Source organism: Escherichia sp. E14V7, assembly GCF_004212225.1.
Classification (GTDB): Bacteria; Pseudomonadota; Gammaproteobacteria; order Enterobacterales; family Enterobacteriaceae; genus Escherichia.
Map to the genome: position 1 here is coordinate 1 of NZ_RHJJ01000022.1, position 16917 is coordinate 16917.

The 16917-nt window shown below is 46.8% G+C and carries 21 protein-coding genes; 14 read left to right on the top strand and 7 right to left on the bottom strand.

The genetic code is table 11. The features are described from left to right. Window positions 1-326 precede the first annotated feature (326 nt). On the bottom strand, window positions 327-1358 hold the full coding sequence (rsmC, locus tag D9741_RS21405) for a 16S rRNA (guanine(1207)-N(2))-methyltransferase RsmC (RefSeq protein WP_130214378.1): 1032 nt from the start codon (window positions 1356-1358) through the stop codon (window positions 327-329). Between the two features lie 102 nt (window positions 1359-1460). Here rsmC and holD point away from each other — a divergent pair, with 102 nt between their 5' ends. From holD to D9741_RS21430, 4 genes are all read left to right on the top strand, one after another. Beyond that, on the top strand, window positions 1461-1874 hold the full coding sequence (gene holD, locus D9741_RS21410) for a DNA polymerase III subunit psi (RefSeq protein ID WP_130204768.1): 414 nt from the start codon (window positions 1461-1463) through the stop codon (window positions 1872-1874). Next, window positions 1843-2289 (top strand): ribosomal protein S18-alanine N-acetyltransferase, encoded by a 447-nt coding sequence (rimI, locus tag D9741_RS21415; RefSeq protein WP_001092450.1) that lies wholly within the window; start codon window positions 1843-1845, stop codon window positions 2287-2289. Before holD ends, rimI begins: the two co-directional genes overlap by 32 nt. Before the next feature lie 14 nt (window positions 2290-2303). Then, window positions 2304-2981 (top strand): pyrimidine 5'-nucleotidase, encoded by a 678-nt coding sequence (yjjG, locus tag D9741_RS21420; protein WP_130214380.1) that lies wholly within the window; start codon window positions 2304-2306, stop codon window positions 2979-2981. 385 nt (window positions 2982-3366) lie between these two features. Then, window positions 3367-4590, top strand: coding sequence for a site-specific integrase (locus D9741_RS21430; RefSeq protein WP_130214382.1), 1224 nt, complete (start codon window positions 3367-3369; stop codon window positions 4588-4590). A 171-nt stretch (window positions 4591-4761) separates the two neighbouring features. Here the strand turns inward: D9741_RS21430 and D9741_RS21435 are convergent, their stop codons facing one another. The 5 genes from D9741_RS21435 to D9741_RS21465 form a co-directional block, all read right to left on the bottom strand. Beyond that, complete coding sequence (locus D9741_RS21435) at window positions 4762-6309, bottom strand: hypothetical protein (RefSeq protein ID WP_130214384.1); 1548 nt, start codon at window positions 6307-6309, stop codon at window positions 4762-4764. Window positions 6310-6733: 424 nt separating this feature from the next. Continuing rightward, on the bottom strand, window positions 6734-7069 hold the full coding sequence (locus D9741_RS21445; protein WP_130214386.1) for a DNA-binding protein: 336 nt from the start codon (window positions 7067-7069) through the stop codon (window positions 6734-6736). Continuing rightward, complete coding sequence (locus D9741_RS21450; RefSeq protein WP_130214388.1) at window positions 7066-7944, bottom strand: phosphoadenosine phosphosulfate reductase family protein; 879 nt, start codon at window positions 7942-7944, stop codon at window positions 7066-7068. The genes D9741_RS21445 and D9741_RS21450 overlap by 4 nt, the downstream gene beginning before the upstream one ends. Next, window positions 7935-8471 (bottom strand): 5'-deoxynucleotidase, encoded by a 537-nt coding sequence (yfdR, locus tag D9741_RS21455; protein WP_130214391.1) that lies wholly within the window; start codon window positions 8469-8471, stop codon window positions 7935-7937. Before yfdR ends, D9741_RS21450 begins: the two co-directional genes overlap by 10 nt. 777 nt (window positions 8472-9248) lie before the next feature. Beyond that, window positions 9249-9941 (bottom strand): S24 family peptidase, encoded by a 693-nt coding sequence (locus D9741_RS21465; protein ID WP_130214395.1) that lies wholly within the window; start codon window positions 9939-9941, stop codon window positions 9249-9251. Between the two features lie 97 nt (window positions 9942-10038). On the opposite strand from D9741_RS21465, the gene D9741_RS21475 reads away from it, so the two are divergent. From D9741_RS21475 to D9741_RS21520, 10 genes are all read left to right on the top strand, one after another. Continuing rightward, window positions 10039-10299 carry a helix-turn-helix transcriptional regulator gene (locus D9741_RS21475; RefSeq protein WP_130214399.1) on the top strand — a complete coding sequence of 87 codons (261 nt, stop codon included), beginning with the start codon at window positions 10039-10041 and terminating at the stop codon, window positions 10297-10299. Continuing rightward, entirely contained in the window at window positions 10292-10849 is a 558-nt protein-coding gene (gene ymfL, locus D9741_RS21480) for a protein YmfL (protein ID WP_060579163.1), read from the top strand. The genes D9741_RS21475 and ymfL overlap by 8 nt, the downstream gene beginning before the upstream one ends. A 175-nt stretch (window positions 10850-11024) precedes the next feature. Next, a complete protein-coding gene (locus D9741_RS21485; protein WP_001250269.1) occupies window positions 11025-11204 on the top strand; it encodes a DUF4222 domain-containing protein in 180 nt (59 codons plus the stop codon). Continuing rightward, entirely contained in the window at window positions 11194-12135 is a 942-nt protein-coding gene (locus D9741_RS21490; RefSeq protein WP_033805319.1) for a helix-turn-helix domain-containing protein, read from the top strand. The genes D9741_RS21485 and D9741_RS21490 overlap by 11 nt, the downstream gene beginning before the upstream one ends. Further along, window positions 12132-12626 (top strand): PerC family transcriptional regulator, encoded by a 495-nt coding sequence (locus D9741_RS21495; protein ID WP_075051307.1) that lies wholly within the window; start codon window positions 12132-12134, stop codon window positions 12624-12626. Before D9741_RS21490 ends, D9741_RS21495 begins: the two co-directional genes overlap by 4 nt. Further along, window positions 12626-12952 carry a LexA family transcriptional regulator gene (locus D9741_RS21500; protein WP_033559227.1) on the top strand — a complete coding sequence of 109 codons (327 nt, stop codon included), beginning with the start codon at window positions 12626-12628 and terminating at the stop codon, window positions 12950-12952. Before D9741_RS21495 ends, D9741_RS21500 begins: the two co-directional genes overlap by 1 nt. Continuing rightward, window positions 12949-13338 (top strand): RusA family crossover junction endodeoxyribonuclease, encoded by a 390-nt coding sequence (locus D9741_RS21505; protein ID WP_033866646.1) that lies wholly within the window; start codon window positions 12949-12951, stop codon window positions 13336-13338. The genes D9741_RS21500 and D9741_RS21505 overlap by 4 nt, the downstream gene beginning before the upstream one ends. Before the next feature lie 19 nt (window positions 13339-13357). After that, complete coding sequence (locus D9741_RS21510; protein WP_001061438.1) at window positions 13358-14167, top strand: KilA-N domain-containing protein; 810 nt, start codon at window positions 13358-13360, stop codon at window positions 14165-14167. Window positions 14168-14174: 7 nt separating this feature from the next. Continuing rightward, window positions 14175-15164, top strand: a complete 990-nt coding sequence (locus D9741_RS21515) for a DUF968 domain-containing protein (protein ID WP_130214401.1) — start codon at window positions 14175-14177, stop codon at window positions 15162-15164. 14 nt (window positions 15165-15178) lie between these two features. Continuing rightward, window positions 15179-15547 (top strand): antiterminator Q family protein, encoded by a 369-nt coding sequence (locus tag D9741_RS21520; protein WP_130214403.1) that lies wholly within the window; start codon window positions 15179-15181, stop codon window positions 15545-15547. 30 nt (window positions 15548-15577) lie between these two features. Here D9741_RS21520 and D9741_RS21525 read toward each other — a convergent pair whose 3' ends face one another. Further along, the gene (locus D9741_RS21525; protein ID WP_130214405.1) at window positions 15578-16909 is read right to left on the bottom strand and encodes a P-loop NTPase fold protein; all 1332 of its coding nucleotides are present in this window, start codon (window positions 16907-16909) and stop codon (window positions 15578-15580) included. Window positions 16910-16917: the final 8 nt, after the last annotated feature.

The window sequence follows — 16917 nt, forward strand, 5'->3', positions numbered from 1 at the left end:
CCAATTCCGCCACCTTCGCATACCATCAATTCTTAAAAAAGAATTGCTACCACGGAGGCGCATTCTAGTGGTTTTCAGCTTTTCGTCAATAGTTAATTATCGCCAGATGTGTAATTGCTGGAAAAATGGCCATCAGCGGATTGTGGATAATTCGTTTGTCGGTCAGATAAGGCGTTCACGCCGCATCCGACACGGCTTGCGGGTGCAGATGCCAGATGCGACGCTGGCGCGTCTTATCTGGCCTACGGGTAACGTACAGGTTTTGTAGGTTGAATAAGGCGTTCACGCCGCATCCCACAAGGCTTGCGGCGACAGGTGCCAGATACTTAACCTTTCTTCGCCTGGCGGGTCATAATGGCACGATACACCTTGAAGCGCCCGGTTTGCGCGATAACTTCATGGAAGCCAAATGTCTCATCCAGCACATCCGGGTAAGGCAGGAAGGCGTTCGCTACAATCCGCAATTCACCGCCGCTGTTAAGATGACGCACCGCGCCGCGAATGAGCGTTTGCGCCGCATCCAGGCTGGTTTGCATCCCATCGTGGAACGGCGGGTTGGAGATGATCATATCAAAACGACCTTTCACCTCGGAAAAGACGTTGCTGGCAAAGACTTCACCTTCAACACCGTTGGCCGCAAGTGTTGCACTGCTGGCTTCTACCGCCGGCGCAGAGACATCGCACAAGGTGAGACGAATTTTCGGCGAATGGCGCGCAAAGGCAACTGAAAGCACACCCGCGCCACAGCCGACATCCAGCACTTTACCTTTCGTGTGCGGGGTTAACGTCGAGAGCAGCAACTGGCTACCGACATCCAGACCGTCGCGGCTAAACACGCCCGGCAGCGTTTTGACCGTCAGGCCATCGACGCTGTATTCGCCCCAGAATTTATCGGCATCAAATACCGGCTGTTTTTCCAGACGACCAAAATAGAGGCCACAGCGACGGGCGCTGTCGACTTTATTCAACGGCGCATAATCGGCCAGCATCTGCTCGGCGCTGCGTACGCCGCTGCGGTTTTCACCAACGACAAAAATATCCGTCCCCACCGGCAGCAGAGAAAGTAAATTCATCAACTGGAACTGGGCTTCTGGTTTATTCTTCGGCCAGTAGTAAATCAGCGTATCGCAATCTGCGACGTCATCCGCCGTGGCGACCAGACTAAAACGGGCGTTATCTCCCATCTGGCGGCTTAACACCTGCCAGTGGTGGAATTGCTGGGTATGAGCACGGCTGGCCGCGGTATCTAAACGCGCGGGCAGGTCATCCTGTAAGTCTCCGGCAAACAGAATACGGCTTTGTTCGAAATCATCACTGTGACGCAGCAAGACTTCACTTGCCGGGGTAAATGCAGACATGGAATGCTCCTCAATTGATACTGGCGGCGATTATAGCCATATGTTGGCGCGGTATCGACGAATTTGCTATATTTGCGCCCCTGACAACAGGAGCGATTCGCTATGACATCCCGACGAGACTGGCAGTTACAGCAACTGGGCATTACCCAGTGGTCGCTGCGTCGCCCTGGCGCGTTGCAGGGGGAGATTGCCATTGCGATCCCGGCACACGTCCGTCTGGTGATGGTGGCAAACGATCTTCCCGCCCTGACCGATCCACTGGTGAGCGATGTTCTGCGTGCATTAACCGTCAGCCCCGATCAAGTGCTGCAACTGACGCCAGATAGGATCGCGATGCTGCCGCAAGGCAGTCGCTGCAACAGCTGGCGGTTGGGTACTGACGAACCGCTATCACTGGAAGGCGCTCAGGTGGCATCACCGGCGCTCACCGAATTACGGGCAAACCCAACGGCACGCGCCGCGTTATGGCAACAAATTTGCACATATGAACACGATTTCTTCCCTCGAAACGACTGATTTACCAGCGGCTTTCCACATTGAACAACGCGCCCACGCCTTTCCGTGGAGTGAAAAAACGTTTGCCAGCAATCAGGGCGAGCGTTATCTCAACTTTCAGTTAACGCAAAACGGCAAAATGGCGGCGTTTGCGATTACGCAAGTGGTGCTGGATGAAGCTACATTGTTCAATATTGCGGTCGATCCCGACTATCAGCGTCAGGGACTGGGAAGGGCGCTGCTGGAACATCTGATCGACGAACTGGAAAAACGGGGCGTGGCGACGCTCTGGCTGGAAGTCCGTGCCTCAAACGCTGCCGCCATTGCCCTGTACGAAAGTTTAGGCTTTAACGAGGCGACGATTCGCCGCAATTACTACCCCACCACGGACGGTCGCGAAGACGCCATCATCATGGCGTTGCCAATCAGTATGTAATACAAGGTGGAATAATGAAGTGGGACTGGATTTTCTTTGATGCCGATGAAACGCTGTTTACCTTTGACTCATTCACCGGCCTGCAGCGGATGTTTCTTGATTACAGCGTCACCTTTACCGCTGAAGATTTTCAGGACTATCAGGCCGTTAACAAGCCACTGTGGGTGGATTATCAAAACGGCGCGATCACTTCATTACAGCTTCAGCACGGGCGTTTTGAGAGCTGGGCCGAACGGCTGAACGTCGAGCCGGGTAAACTCAACGATGCCTTTATTAATGCGATGGCGGAAATCTGTACGCCGCTGCCGGGCGCAGTTTCCCTGCTTAACGCCATTCGTGGCAACGCCAAAATCGGCATCATCACCAACGGCTTTAGCGCTTTGCAACAGGTGCGTCTGGAACGCACGGGTCTGCGTGATTACTTCGATTTGCTGGTGATTTCCGAAGAAGTTGGCGTTGCCAAACCGAATAAGAAAATTTTCGATTATGCGCTTGAACAGGCGGGCAATCCTGACCGTTCACGCGTGCTGATGGTTGGCGACACTGCCGAGTCCGATATTCTCGGTGGCATCAACGCCGGGCTTGCGACCTGCTGGCTGAATGCGCACAATCGCGAGCAACCAGAAGGCATCGCGCCCACCTGGACCGTTTCATCGTTGCACGAACTGGAGCTGCTCCTGTGTAAACACTGATTGCCTCCCCCCCGTTGATGGGTAAAATAGCCGCAATTTTTCGTTTTCAACAAGCGCGGCGCGATGCCGCTTACTCAAGAAGAAAGAATTATGACGTTGTCTCCTTATTTGCAAGAGGTGGCGAAGCGCCGCACTTTTGCCATTATTTCTCACCCCAATAATTAAGCCCAAATTAAAGCTCTTTTACTCTTTCAAAGTCCTTTCAGTTAATTGAGTGCTAATCATATAACTCATTTAATAACATGATGTTATGTGGTTTCTTTAATTGAAAATTCTTTCATGTAACTTTAAATCGATCAGGTTGCTTTCATCAAAAATCTGTACATGTTCTTGTACATAATGTACAAAACAGCAGAGGTGTTTTTTTATTTGTACAAGGTGAGTAATGGCGCTGTCTGATGCGTGGTTGCGTTCAGTCGTTGGAAAGGAACGTGATAAGGTTTTGGTTAAATCCGATCGTGATGGTCTGTCTGTCAGAGTATCACCGAAAGGTCGCGTAGTGTTCCAATATCGTTATCAATGGGCAGGGAAAGGTGAGCGCCTTGATATCGGAACTTACCCGGCAACTGGATTAAAAGAGGCCAGAGAAGAAGTTATCCGTCTCCGTGGTGAACTCGAGTCAAACCGCAATCCACGATTAGTCAAGCAGGCTGAAAAACGAAAAGCTACTGAAGCCATGACGGTAGAGTCTGTGATCCGTGCCTGGTATGAAGCATATTGTGTAAAAAATAAAAAAGGTTCTGAACAGATACTCCGCTCGTTTGAGCTGCACCTGTTCTCTAAAATCGGGAATATCCCTCACGATGCAGCTACATTGCATGATTGGTTAGAAGTCCTGGAGCCTCTTAGCACTAAGACTCCAGCAATAGCAGACCGATTGCTAATTAACGCAAAGCAGGCCCATGTCTGGGCGTATAAGAGAAAGCTCATTGAAACTCGCCCGCTGTCGGATATCACGGGTAAAGATATGGATATCCGTAAAGGTCAGAAGAAACGGTTTCTGACACATGATGAAATTAAAATCCTTTATGCTGCGATCGATGGTTCTCGAATGGTTCCTAAATACCGGGCATTCATTAAACTATTGCTGCATTTTGGCTGCCGTAGTTCAGAGCTAATTACCGCCAGGGTGGACGATTTTGATTTCATTAATAAAGTATGGACTGTACCACCAGAACGACATAAGACTGGGGAGATAACAGGCGAACCGCTAAAGCGGCCCATTATTGAACCGGTTGAAGAGCTTATAAAGTACGCTATTTCTATGAACAATGGTTCCGATATGCTTTTTACTAAGGAAGGAAGCAGGGAACCCGTTGGTCGGACATCATTGCAGTCGCTGCCTTACAATTTAATGCAGTACGCATGGCGGCGTTTGGGGTATCAATTCCCTCATTGGTCTCTTCATGATTTGAGGCGAACAGCACGAACAAACTTTTCTGATCTTACTGCGCCTCATATTGCAGAAATAATGCTAGGTCATAAACTGCCAGGGGTATGGCAGGTTTATGACAAGTGCGATTATTTAGAAGAACAGCGTAAAGCCTACCAGGCATGGTGGGAGAGAGTTGAATCGATTGTTACTTGTACTAACTCATGCTCCAATTGACACAGTATGCGTAGCCAGTACGTAATCAAATTTGGCAGCCTGCTTTGAGCGTAAAGCGGGTGCTGCCATTATTCTTACATTTGAACGCTATATGACTGATTTTTTGACTGATAGATCAACTGGGATCAGGATACCACCTGCAATATAAGCAGGTGATGGATAAATACATCATTATTGGTCAAGATATTTTGATAGTTCAACTTCAAAAGTTGAATTTTTGTTTTTTAGAACATGATCAACACCTTTATAAAGTTGCCGTAATTTATTTACTGCATTTATATCAATGGAAGTAGGGGAGAATGCTCGGATAAGATTGTTGAAGATTTCCTTGGAGTAAGCAGGTTTCTTGTTTTGATCAAGAGAGTTCATTCTTTGAATAATGATTTCTAAAAGATATGTCTTTTGATTGTTATGCATTTTTTCTGAAGTAATAATCAGATACATCATTTCCCCCAAGGTTGTAGAGGCAAAGAACTCTGGGGATTGCTCTTTCTCTTCTGTTGTCCAGTTATCATAATTGAGGTGTTCTGTTGCACCTACCCATATATTACAACGGCTGATTAGCTCATATATTAAATAATCAAATCGCATGGGGAACTCTCTATTTATATCTATGCTGCTAGATTTTTCATAGCTCTCAAGAATTTCCTTTAGGAAAAAACGATAATACATGAGCCACATATTGTTTTTTGAGCGTTTGAATATTGCTGTAGATACCATAACATCGAAAAACGTCAATCCAACGAAGATTGGGCATTCCCAACGCTCATCACTACTTGAATAGTAATTATCTGGATGATTGTAAAAGCAAGAACTCCCTTTTTGTTTTTTTATGTAGCTAATGACATAATCACCCACAGGTTTCCATATTTCTAAATTTATCGCCATACGAATATCATTTAAATAAAAATTAAGCAAGGCATTACTTTCGTCGAGTGCATACTCCCCTGTATATGAACGATTTTGGTTGTCTCGTAACTCCCTATACATAATGCTGTTTGGGTTAGATATTAAATACGTAAAGAAATTTGTATTATACTCATAATTATATCTAAGCTGTAAGCAGGTGGCCTTCATAGCTACGTGAGGGTAAGTATCAATTAAATAATGTGAAAAAACCTTTGATTTCAGAAGATTGGATATATTTAATTGAATAGCATTTTGTCTTTTGTCTTCATAAGGGAAAAACTTTGACAGAAATTTTCTAGCTTTTTTGAATCGTATTTTTTTTGCCTTCTCTTTATCCATTATAATGGAAGATAATGAAGGGACTAAGTAATTATGTACGCGAACATACCATTTTTTATTACTAATTATATTAAATAGCTGTTCGTGATATTTATCAAAAAGATATCCCAGTTGTTCTATTTTTTTTGCGCGCAGATACATTTCTGAAACGCTGATCCAACAGGTAAGGTTTGCTTTTGGTAGTCTTTTGCCCAGTACTTTAATTCCAAAAAATGTAATTATGATACAAAGACAAGTAAAAGCCAATGTATCTTCGTTAAAACCGAGTATCCAAGGGATCGGTTTTATCGGAAAAATACTTAGCAATACCTTAGAATATATAATTGTTAAGATTGTTGATATAAAAAAGATAATGAATATAATATTAATTTTAGATATGCGTAACCTTAAATCAACACGTCTCTCATCCGTTAAGAGAGTATACCAAGCAATAAGTATGGCGAAGACTGCTAGTAAACCATTGGCACCCATTATCACCTCTGAATTAAGCTACATTTAGACATTCATAACAAACTTTAATGCTATGTACTTATTGTAACAAATTCTGGGTGTTTTCATCAGAATTATCTGCATCATCCTGCACCATTAATTTTGGTTCTTCGCTGGTGGTATTTGCAACATCCACTTTAGGCACAGAGTAGACAGTCTGATTAGGTTTAGCTCTGTGCCATAGATGTGTTAGCTCACATCTGAACTACTACGTATTACTCAATAACTCCCGCAAACCTGTATATCTTGCGTGATGCCCATTTATTTGGGCAGGATTTAATATCAGGATCTGGAAAGTCAGGCCTGTATTTCTGGCCAGTTCTCCTGTTTACGCTGTTCCAGCGAAGAACTGTCGATACTGAAACGCCACAGAAGTCGGCGACTTGTTTGGTTGTCATTAAGTTGTTCATTGCTGACTCTCCAGCGGTTGTACAGTTGAAAGACTCATTCCAGCGCGTTGCTGCCAGACAACCAAGCCGAGAGTCATATCCCATGCCATGTACTCGTTATCGCCATTTTCCGATTTCCGACGATCTACTGAGTCGCTGAAACGCTTTTCCATGAATAATTCATAGGCTGCGCGTTCATCTGGCTCTACTTCCAGAATCCGTGCCAGTTCTAAATCATCTTCAAGCTCAGCGCGAATCTCAGCGAATGCACTATGTGTTAAGGCGAATTCAATGCTCTGCACTTTATTCCGCGCGCGCTCACGCAGTGCATGGTCGTTAATTTTTGTTGTCATACCCCTACCTCTTCGAATTTCAATTCCAATTGATCACCAAAGATTTCACATGACTCTGAACACGACCCGGTATCAAATCGCCTGGCCTGCACCATCGCCTGATACAAATTTTTGTAGTCACTGTCGGTATACATTCTGGCAATCCCGTCAAGCGTCAGGTGACAACGGTACATAACGTCTTTACCTGTCCTGCGATGACCATCTCTGACGTGTTTACCCGTAACCAGTTCCTTAAAAACTCGCATCAGACCCGGTTCGTCTTTACATGCAAGCCCCAGCTTTTGCGTTGACTTTTTGATGCAGAAAACACAGTTCCCGAGGTGCTCCGGGATTTGCAAATCAAAAGGTTGTTTACGCCACCACCGGATAACATCCGACTTATCAAAATCTGACAGCTCGGCAAGATACCGGACACCCGATTTCGGTTTCAGTCTGCGGGGTTCATCTGCGCGAATACCCAGCCATGTGATGTAATTCCCTCTCCCGAAATGGTCATCGCAGTATTTGGTGAAGGGGACGAGTTTTAATCTGTCAGTGCAGAACTCGCCGCCGATGTATGGCGTGCCATATTTTTTAACCATGTCCATAAACGGCTTGAGCACCGGCATTCGCGTCTGAATATCCTTTGGTTCCCATACCGTATAACCATTTGGCTGCCCAAGCTCTGGATTGATATTTACCTGCAACACAGTTAGTGGTCTGTCCCAGAACTTCACAACCTCCCGAATAAAGCGATATGTCAGCGGATGTTCGCAACCGGTATCCATAAAGATGTAGCAGACGCTGTTACCAGCCTTTCTTTGTTCTTCCATCAGGTGAACAAGATATGCTGATGTTCTCCCGCCAGAAAAACTAACTACATGAGTTATGCGCATTTGCGTAACTCCGATAACTCGTTGAAGCGTTCCATAAACATCCCGTAGGCATGGCCCGGTGCCAGTGAAATCACTTTGAACATCTCTGTTGCCGAGATGCCTTCCAGTACAGGCCAGAAAGAGCCATCATCAAGCCCGAGATCGCGGCGTTCGGTTGCCAGCATGATGAGATCGGCATATTTCACGGGCGTACTCATAACCGGGGGTAACCCGTATTTCTCACGGATTACGGTGTCTATTTTTTCTTCCATCCGTTTATAGTCAGGAAGAAGGCGTTTCAGTGGTGCGGGGACGTCCTGGCAATACGCTTCTGTTGCATCATGCATTAACGCTTCAAAAGCAAACTCCTCCGGTACCAGCTGGCTGCAAAGCACCGCATGTTGGGCAACGCTGTAGAAGTGTGAAAGATGACCAGCAAAGCGACAGATATTTGAAAGGGAAACCGCGATATCGTTAATAACGATGTCGTCTTTATTTATCTTGTCATAATAAAAATGCTTCCCGGAAAAAGTTTTAATAAATGACATTTCGTTCTCCACTTTATATGCGCTGCACCGCGCTGAATTTTGGGAAAAGGAAGCCCTCGCCATCCGGCGATTATTGAGTCAATTACGTTTCAATAGATGCCCCCGCAGGGGCGGTTAGTTTCTCCACAAAACAGAGAAGAACACCTGCGGTAGTAGCCGCCCGGATGGATTGGGTTATGAGCCCGTCGTCCGGTGATGCTCTTCTCTGTTTTGTAAAAAGAGCGGTACCAGCCGGAAGCAATGGTACAAACTGATACCGCCAAGGCAGTGGCTGTTGTGGCGGGGTTGTCACTCAGGCGTATGGTCAGCCTGACAACCCGGTGTCCTCAACGGGGAAAGAGTAACCCCGCCATACTTACCGCCGCGCCATTTCGCGGATTACCACAACGCTGAGAGCACTTAGCCCGTTACGGCACCACACTTTGTTGCGGCTCCATAAATGCTCTTATCGTTGCACCCTGGTCTCTTCCCAGGCGTCAAACCGAATCGCCACGCTGGTTAGGCGTCTTGTCAGCATCATCATTGACTTGCACATTCCGGCTACCTGGTTTGTTTGCCCGAGCAAGGAGTGGATTGTCCCCTTTAACGTCTCCAGACCGCTAATGACGCATGTGCCATACGCCGTGTTACAACCAAATTTTGTTAGGACCTTGTTTGTTGGTCTGGAAAGAAAGATAAAATTAAATTGCGTGCTGTGCAAGTATTTTATTGCGTAATGTGCAATGTTGTGGGCAATGAAAAGCCACCTTCTAGTGGCTAAATGATGGGGATGTGGGGTTAATTGTGTCGCTTAAGGGTTTGTGACTGGCTGATTAAGACCTTTCCAAAGACCATGAATCGGTGTTCATTTTCGCTGGTAATTCCCCATTCGCGGTAAATCTGGTTATCAGAAATCACCAGCAATTTGTCAGGTATCATTTGCAGTCGTTTGACGTAAATTTTATCATCAAAACCAAATACATAGATACCATCTCCATCAAACTGATTGATACTGACATCAACGAAGATTAGATCTCCTGGCTCTATGGTTGGACACATACTGTCTCCACGAACGTTGATAACTTTAATGTGATTGGCTGGTCGTCCGCCAAACATCGATACAGCATTATCAGTTCTGTATTCGATGGCATGAATCACATCAATGACATCACCGCCCTGGATAAGGCCATTTCCCGCACTGGCACTGACATCCAGCATTTCAATACGGAACACATCCTTCACCTGCGTAACATCCTCATTAATACTGTTTTTATATACAGTATTACTTTTGATGTCTATGGTAAAGAGATCAGCAATATCAACACCTAAGCTCTTGGCAATATTGCTCAGTGCTTGTTCGGTAAATTGTTTCTGCTTGCCTGTTTCCAAACGTGAGATGTTCGCCGCATCCACTCCTATTGCTTCAGCAAGATCGGCGATTTTCATGTTCTTCGCCTGGCGAAGTTGTCTGACTCGGTTTCCTATGTTCATGCGTTTATTACATTTCTTTATTGCGCGTTAAGCAAATCAACTTGCGCAAATTTTTTGCGTGAAATAATATGCTTATCACGCAATATGTGGAGGTTATATGCAATCACCATTACGAAATGTGCGTAAGGCGCATGGATTCACTTTGCAGCATGTTGCTGCGGGCGTTCAGGTCAATCCAGCGACGCTGAGTCGTATTGAGAGACTGGAACAAATTCCATCTATCGATCTTGCAGAACGTCTGGCCAATTTTTTTAAGGGCGAAATCAGCGAAATGCAGATTCTCTACCCTGCTCGTTTTCAATCTAGTCAAAACCGGAATGAGTTTAAACCACAGGAACAGGAGGTAAGCCGTGGGTAAGCATCACTGGAAAGTAGAAAAACAGCCTGAGTGGTACGTGAAAGCTGTCAGAAAAACTATCGCGGCGTTGCCGGGGGGGTACGCTGAAGCTGCTGACTGGCTGGATGTAACAGAGAACGCTTTATTCAACCGCCTTCGTGCCGATGGCGATCAGATTTTCCCGCTGGGATGGGCAATGGTTTTACAGCGTGCTGCTGGCACTCACCACATTGCGGATGCAGTCGCACAGTCTGCTGGTGGGGTGTTTGTATCGCTTCCTGAAATTGAGGAAGTAGAGAACGCCGATATCAATCAACGCCTGCTGGAGGTCATTGAACAGATCGGCAGTTATTCAAAACAGATTCGTTCAGCAATTGAAGATGGGGTGGTGGAACCACACGAGCAGGCAGCAATTAACGACGAACTGTACCTGTCAATTTCGAAGCTGCAGGAGCATGCAGCACTGGTCTACAAAATCTTTTGCATTTCAGAAAGTAATGACGCCCGCGAGTGTGCAGCTCCGGGCGTCGTGGCGTCGATTGCTTCTAATTGTGGAGAAACTAACGCATGAACAGTTTAACAACACCCTACCGTCGCTCGCAACTGATTGCGCTTCCTGTACCGGGTGGAAAAGCGAAGGTGGAGTATTGCTATGCAGTGAATGTACCAGGTGACAGGGAAATTGTAACCCACAGCTTTGCAGAGTGGGCTGTGGGTGATTTCAACCGGCAGAAGGAGACAGTCCTTTGCGACAAGTTAACCGCTGGTTCAAAGATCACTACGGAGTACCCGTCAGAGTCATTCGTTGGGAGCCGGAAACACAACGGGTTATCTACCTCCGCGAAGGCTATGAGCATGAATGCTTCAGTCCGCTCGAACAGTTTCGTCGTAAATTCAGGGAAATAGAGGTCGGTCATGAGCACTAAATTAACCGGCTATGTATGGGATGGTTGCGCAGCGTCAGGCATGAAATTATCCAGTGTGGCAATTATGGCCCGCCTGGCTGATTTCAGTAATGACGAAGGTGTGTGCTGGCCATCAATTGAAACCATTGCCCGCCAGATTGGCGCAGGGGTGAGTACTGTAAGAACGGCTATCGCACGGCTGGAAGCAGAAGGCTGGTTAACGCGTAAGGCGCGTCGCCAGGGTAACCGCAATGCGTCGAACGTCTATCAGCTTAACGTTGCAAAGCTTCAGGCTGCGGCACTTTCTCAACTGTCAGATTCTGACCCGTCAAAATCTGACGCATCAAAATCTGACCCGTCAAAATTTGATGCGTCGAAATCTGGCAAAAAAGCGGGTTTTCACCCGTCAGAATCTGGCGGGGATCCGTCAGTAAAATCAAAACATGATCCGTCAGATAAAAAAACTTCTCGTCCGGACGCTTCGCAACCGGACACGCAGAAGGCTGAACAGGATTTTTTAACTCGCCATCCTGATGCGGTTGTATTCAGCCCTAAAAAGCGCCAGTGGGGAACGCAGGATGATTTGACCTGTGCACAGTGGCTCTGGAAAAAAATCATCGCCCTGTACGAGCAGGCCGCCGAATGTGACGGCGAGGTGGTTCGTCCCAAAGAACCAAACTGGACAGCCTGGGCAAACGAAATTCGCCTGATGTGTGTTCAGGATGGTCGCACTCACAAACAAATCTGCGAGATGTACAGCCGCGTCAGTCGTGACCCGTTCTGGTGCCGTAACGTCCTCAGCCCATCGAAATTGCGGGAAAAATGGGATGAACTTTCCCTGCGCTTATCACCGTCCGTCAGCACGTACACAGAAAAACGCGAAGACCCGTACTTTAAAGCCAGTTACGACAACGTGGACTACAGCCAGATCCCGGCAGGATTCAGGGGGTGATCATGAGTCTTTTGAATGACGTTCAGAAATTCATTGAAGCCCATCCGGGGTGTACTTCCGGAGACATTGCGGATGCTTTTGCAGGTTACTCACGACAGCGCGTTCTGCAGTCAGCAAGCAAGTTACGTCAGAGTGGGCGTGTGGCTCACCGTTGTGAAGGGGATACACGCAGACATTTCCCTCGCCTGACTGAGATACCGCAGGAGCCGGAACCGCAACCAGTTCGTGAATCCAGACCTGTGCGCAATTTCTATGTCGGCACTAACGACCCGCGGGTGATTTTGTGCCTGACCCGCCAGGCTGAAGAACTGGAGTCCAGGGGCTTATTTCGTCGTGCTGCAACGGTGTGGATGGCGGCATTCCGTGAAAGCCACTCCCAGCAAGAGCGAAACAATTTTCTTGCGCGTCGTGAGCGGTGTTTACGGAAAAGCAGCAAGCGCGCTGCATCGGGTGAAGAGTGGTATCTGTCAGGGAATTACGTGGGGGCTTAATGACGACGTTAACTCAATGCCAGCAGCAGGTGCTGGATATGCTGATTTCTTATCAGAAAGAACGTGGCTTCCCGCCAACCAATCAGGAGGTGGCAACCATGCTGGGATACCGTTCAGTGAATGCAGCGGTGGAGCATCTTCGCGCACTGGAGAAAAAAGGCGTCATCACGATAAAGCGTGGCGTGGCCCGGGGGATCACGCTTCATACCGCGGTGAAGGACGACGACAGCGAGGCGGTCGGGATTATCCGCGCACTGCTTGCCGGTGAGGAAAACGCTAGGCTGCGTGCAGCCTACTGGTTACATGAGAGGGGCCTGAAAGTATGAAGCTGATTCTGCCTTTTCCGCCCAGCGTGAACACGTACTGGCGACACCCCAACAAAGGGGCGTTTGCAGGTAAGAGCCTGATAAGCGCGGCGGGGCGCAAATTCCAGGGCGCGGCGTGTGCCGCCATCATTGAGCAGTTACGTCGTCTGCCGAAACCAACGTCGGCACCTGCTTCAGTGGAGATCGTGTTGTTTCCACCGGATAACCGGATCCGCGATCTGGATAACTATAACAAGGCGCTGTTTGACGCCCTGACCCACGCGGGTGTGTGGGAAGACGACAGCCAGGTGAAAAGAATGCTGGTGGAGTGGGGACCGGTTATCCCGGAAGGGAAGGTCGAGATCACTATAAGTAAGTACGAGAAAACGGCGGGTGCAGCCGCCTGATTAAGAGGAGAAACGAAGTATGAATAATCTGATGGTCATTGATGGTATTGAAGTTCGTCGTGATGCTTATGGTCGTTACAGCCTGAACGATCTGCATCGCGCAGCAGTAGCATCTGGTGCAAATGCAAGAACCAAGGAGCCAGGAAAGTTTCTTTCCAGCCAACAAACTGTTGAGCTTGTTCATGAATTGACCAACACCCAGAATTTGGGTGTTGACCCGGTGAGTGTGATTCATGGGGGAAATGAACGGGGAACGTATGTCTGTAAGGAACTGGTGTATGCCTATGCAATGTGGATCAGCCCGTCATTCCATCTGAAGGTGATCCGTACTTTCGACATGGTAACCAGCGCACCGGAAAAATTATCCGGACAGGCTGCTGACAAGATGCAGGCTGGAGTGATTCTGCTGGACTTTATGCGTCGGGAGTTAAACCTGTCTAACTCATCTGTGCTTGGGGCCTGTCAGAAACTCCAGGAGGCTGTTGGATTACCGAATCTGGCACCGCGCTATGCCATTGATGCTCCTGCTGATGCACACGATGGCTCAAGTCGCCCCACGCTGTCGCTGAGTGCACTGCTGAAGCAGTATGGTATCCGCCTGACGGCTAATCAGGCATATCACCAGATGGTGAAGCTGGGGATCGTTGAACAACGCGAACGATACAGCCGTACCGCGATTAACAACATCAAAAAATTCTGGTCGCTGACAGCGAAAGGCTGCATGTTCGGCAAGAACATCACCAGTCCCGCAAATCCGCGCGAGACGCAGCCGCATTTCTTCGAATCCCGATTCCCTGAGCTGTTAAAGCTGCTCGATACCGTTCATTGAGGTGACCGTGAGAGCTCTACTGACCCCTGAAATTGCCCCGCGTATGGGGATCGTATTGTTCAGACCAGGTTCAGAGCTGATGCCCCTGTTTATGCAGGGGCGTGTCCTGCTGGAGCCTGAGCCGGAACGTTATTCATCTTTCGCCAGTGGTGCCGTTCCGGCAGCATCACAACCGCTGGCGGATGATCCTGCCGTTCGGGCCGTGTTCCGCAATGAGGCAGTGATCCGTCGTGCTGGTGGAGTGGAATGTCTTGAAAGCTGGTTACTTCGTGAAAAAGGCTGCCAGTGGCCTCATTCCGACTGGCACAGCGAGAACATGACCACAATGCGACACGCGCCGGGCGCAATCCGTCTGTGCTGGCACTGCGATAACCAGCTGCACGATCAGTTCACGGAACGGCTGGAATCAATGGCAACGGATAACTGTGCCCGCTGGATGTTGTCTGTTGTGCGTCGGGATCTCGGTTTTGATGATAGTCACGTTGTGACAATGCCGGAACTATGCTGGTGGCTGGTTCGTAATGACCTGGCGGATGCCTTACCGGAAAGTGCAGCCCGTAAGGCACTGAGATTACCGAAGCCTGTTGTGCCGTCTGTCACCCGGGAAAGTGACCTTGTTCCTTCGGTTCCTGCCACCAGCATCATCCAGGATAAAGCGAAAAAGGTGCTGGCGCTGAAAGTGGATCCGGAGTCGCCGGAGTCTTTTATGTTACGCCCCAAACGTTGCCGCTGGGTTAACGAAAAGTACACGCGCTGGGTTAAGACGCAGCCGTGTGCATGTTGTGGAAAGTCTGCTGATGATCCTCACCACCTGATAGGTCACGGTCAGGGAGGAATGGGGACAAAAGCGCATGACCTCTTTGTGTTGCCTTTGTGCAGAAAGCATCACGACGAGCTGCATGCAGATACCGTGGCATTTGAAGAGAAGTATGGCTCCCAACTGGAGCTGATATTTCGTTTTATCGATCGTGCGCTGGCAACTGGCGTGCTGGCCTGATTTTGTGGAGAAAGTTGATGCGTGATATTCAGATGGTTCTGGATCGTTGGGGAGCATGGGCGGCGAGTGATAGTTCAGGAGTAGACTATTCTCCTATAGCTGCTGGGTTTAAAGGGCTTCTTCCCTATACCAGCAAGAAACGCTTGGCTTGTTCGGATAGTGATGCATTAATTATTGAAGGTTGTCTTGCTCGTCTAAAGCAAAAAAGACCTTATGAGCATTCGCTTCTTGTGGCACATTATTTATACAGAATATCCAAGCGTAAGATTGCAAAGGCGCGTGGAAAGGATGAGAAATTGATACGTATAGAAATACAGCTAGCCGAAGGATTTATTGATGGCTGCCTTTCCATGCTAGATCTAACATTAGATTTGGACGTTTAATAAAATACGCCCCATGCAGGGGCGTATTATTTACTGAATGAATGACATTTGATTGATATATTTTATCAATAACTCTCTGGGTGTAGTACTCCAAAAATTTAGGTGATCATAATTAGTATAAACATTTGTGAATCTTTTAAGTTCTTCATCACTTTTAGGGGCAAATCGCGCATTAAGAGTAATGCTGTCTTTAATTATTCCGAAGAATACAATAGATATTTCAGGAATTTGCGATCTTCTCTCATAAGAATAAGGTATTTCTTTTATGTTAAGCAGGTCTGCTAAATGAGATATAGATTCAGCGGTAATTTCTTGTTTTATTTTTTCCTTGTCACCAAAGCAATGTATGAAGACAGCTACGACAAAGATCCTATTTATTAAAGGAGCACTGCTTTTGTACTCCTCGTCGTTTAACAGTTGAAAAATGTTAAGATTGCGTGAAAAAGTTTGTGTTTCACGTAAGGATAAGTTGGTTCGTTGAATTAAATCACGGATAAATCTACCAGATAAACTATTAATTTCATTTAGTGATTTTGTCTTGTCTACAAGGTAATTCCAATATATAGCAGATGTTTTACATACGACGTGACCATTTATTAAACATGTGTCTGGAAGCGTGATGGTATATTTTATAAACTTGTCAAGATACTTTTGTGAGTTAATACTATAACCATAAATATGATTTATCGATGCTTTTAATTGTTCTGTGTTTGTAACTAAAATAAAAAAGACATTATTGATGTCAAAAATGTGTTTTATTGTTTCAATGACATTTGTTGAAAAACTCGGCTTACATCGGTCTAATTCATCAATTATAATTACTATCTTTTGATTTTCTGAAATACTTTCGATGCAAGATTTAAGTGAATTTATGTTTTTCTCTGATTCCATATGGTCTTCAAGCAAATTTTCAATAGTCCCATCTATTGCTGCATTGCTTGCTTTCTTCATCGCATCTTGGAATTCTTCGGCAACTTCACTAGCCTCCTGTCGTAAAAACCAACCTGCACCAGCTTTTAGTACCGTTTTTAAACCAAATCGAATTGCAGGAAGTGATCTCTTAATGAAGTGTTGTTTTTCTTCCTCAGGCAAAATGCTAGCAATTGCAGAGGTTATGAGAAGTAATGGAGATTCTGCATGATCCCCTTTAAAGGCATCAATATAAACAACTTTAGATTCGGTTTCTTGCTCAATAATGAGATTTTTCAGTTTGATACTAAATTCTGTTTTCCCTGTTCCCCATGCGCCGTCTATTACCAGTGGTGAAATGTCTGCCTCTGGTTTTAGCAACTTGATGATATTTTCAGCGATGTTTCTTCGTTGGAACTCGTCACGTTCAGTGAAAGATAGTGTATCTAACATAATATAAA

Bases quoted from the DNA above. Each gene is read 5' to 3' on its own strand.
- rimI (WP_001092450.1), top strand. From the start codon at position 1,843: ATGAACACGATTTCTTCCCTCGAAACGACTGATTTACCAGCGGCTTTC.
- D9741_RS21500 (WP_033559227.1), top strand. From the start codon at position 12,626: ATGACGACGTTAACTCAATGCCAGCAGCAGGTGCTGGATATGCTGATT.
- rsmC (WP_130214378.1), bottom strand. From the start codon at position 1,358: ATGTCTGCATTTACCCCGGCAAGTGAAGTCTTGCTGCGTCACAGTGAT.
- D9741_RS21430 (WP_130214382.1), top strand. From the start codon at position 3,367: ATGGCGCTGTCTGATGCGTGGTTGCGTTCAGTCGTTGGAAAGGAACGT.
- D9741_RS21475 (WP_130214399.1), top strand. From the start codon at position 10,039: ATGCAATCACCATTACGAAATGTGCGTAAGGCGCATGGATTCACTTTG.
- D9741_RS21505 (WP_033866646.1), top strand. From the start codon at position 12,949: ATGAAGCTGATTCTGCCTTTTCCGCCCAGCGTGAACACGTACTGGCGA.
- D9741_RS21525 (WP_130214405.1), bottom strand. From the start codon at position 16,909: ATGTTAGATACACTATCTTTCACTGAACGTGACGAGTTCCAACGAAGA.
- D9741_RS21465 (WP_130214395.1), bottom strand. From the start codon at position 9,941: ATGAACATAGGAAACCGAGTCAGACAACTTCGCCAGGCGAAGAACATG.
- D9741_RS21435 (WP_130214384.1), bottom strand. From the start codon at position 6,309: ATGGGTGCCAATGGTTTACTAGCAGTCTTCGCCATACTTATTGCTTGG.
- D9741_RS21490 (WP_033805319.1), top strand. From the start codon at position 11,194: ATGAGCACTAAATTAACCGGCTATGTATGGGATGGTTGCGCAGCGTCA.
- yfdR (WP_130214391.1), bottom strand. From the start codon at position 8,471: ATGTCATTTATTAAAACTTTTTCCGGGAAGCATTTTTATTATGACAAG.
- D9741_RS21450 (WP_130214388.1), bottom strand. From the start codon at position 7,944: ATGCGCATAACTCATGTAGTTAGTTTTTCTGGCGGGAGAACATCAGCA.
- D9741_RS21510 (WP_001061438.1), top strand. From the start codon at position 13,358: ATGAATAATCTGATGGTCATTGATGGTATTGAAGTTCGTCGTGATGCT.
- D9741_RS21445 (WP_130214386.1), bottom strand. From the start codon at position 7,069: ATGACAACAAAAATTAACGACCATGCACTGCGTGAGCGCGCGCGGAAT.
- holD (WP_130204768.1), top strand. From the start codon at position 1,461: ATGACATCCCGACGAGACTGGCAGTTACAGCAACTGGGCATTACCCAG.
- yjjG (WP_130214380.1), top strand. From the start codon at position 2,304: ATGAAGTGGGACTGGATTTTCTTTGATGCCGATGAAACGCTGTTTACC.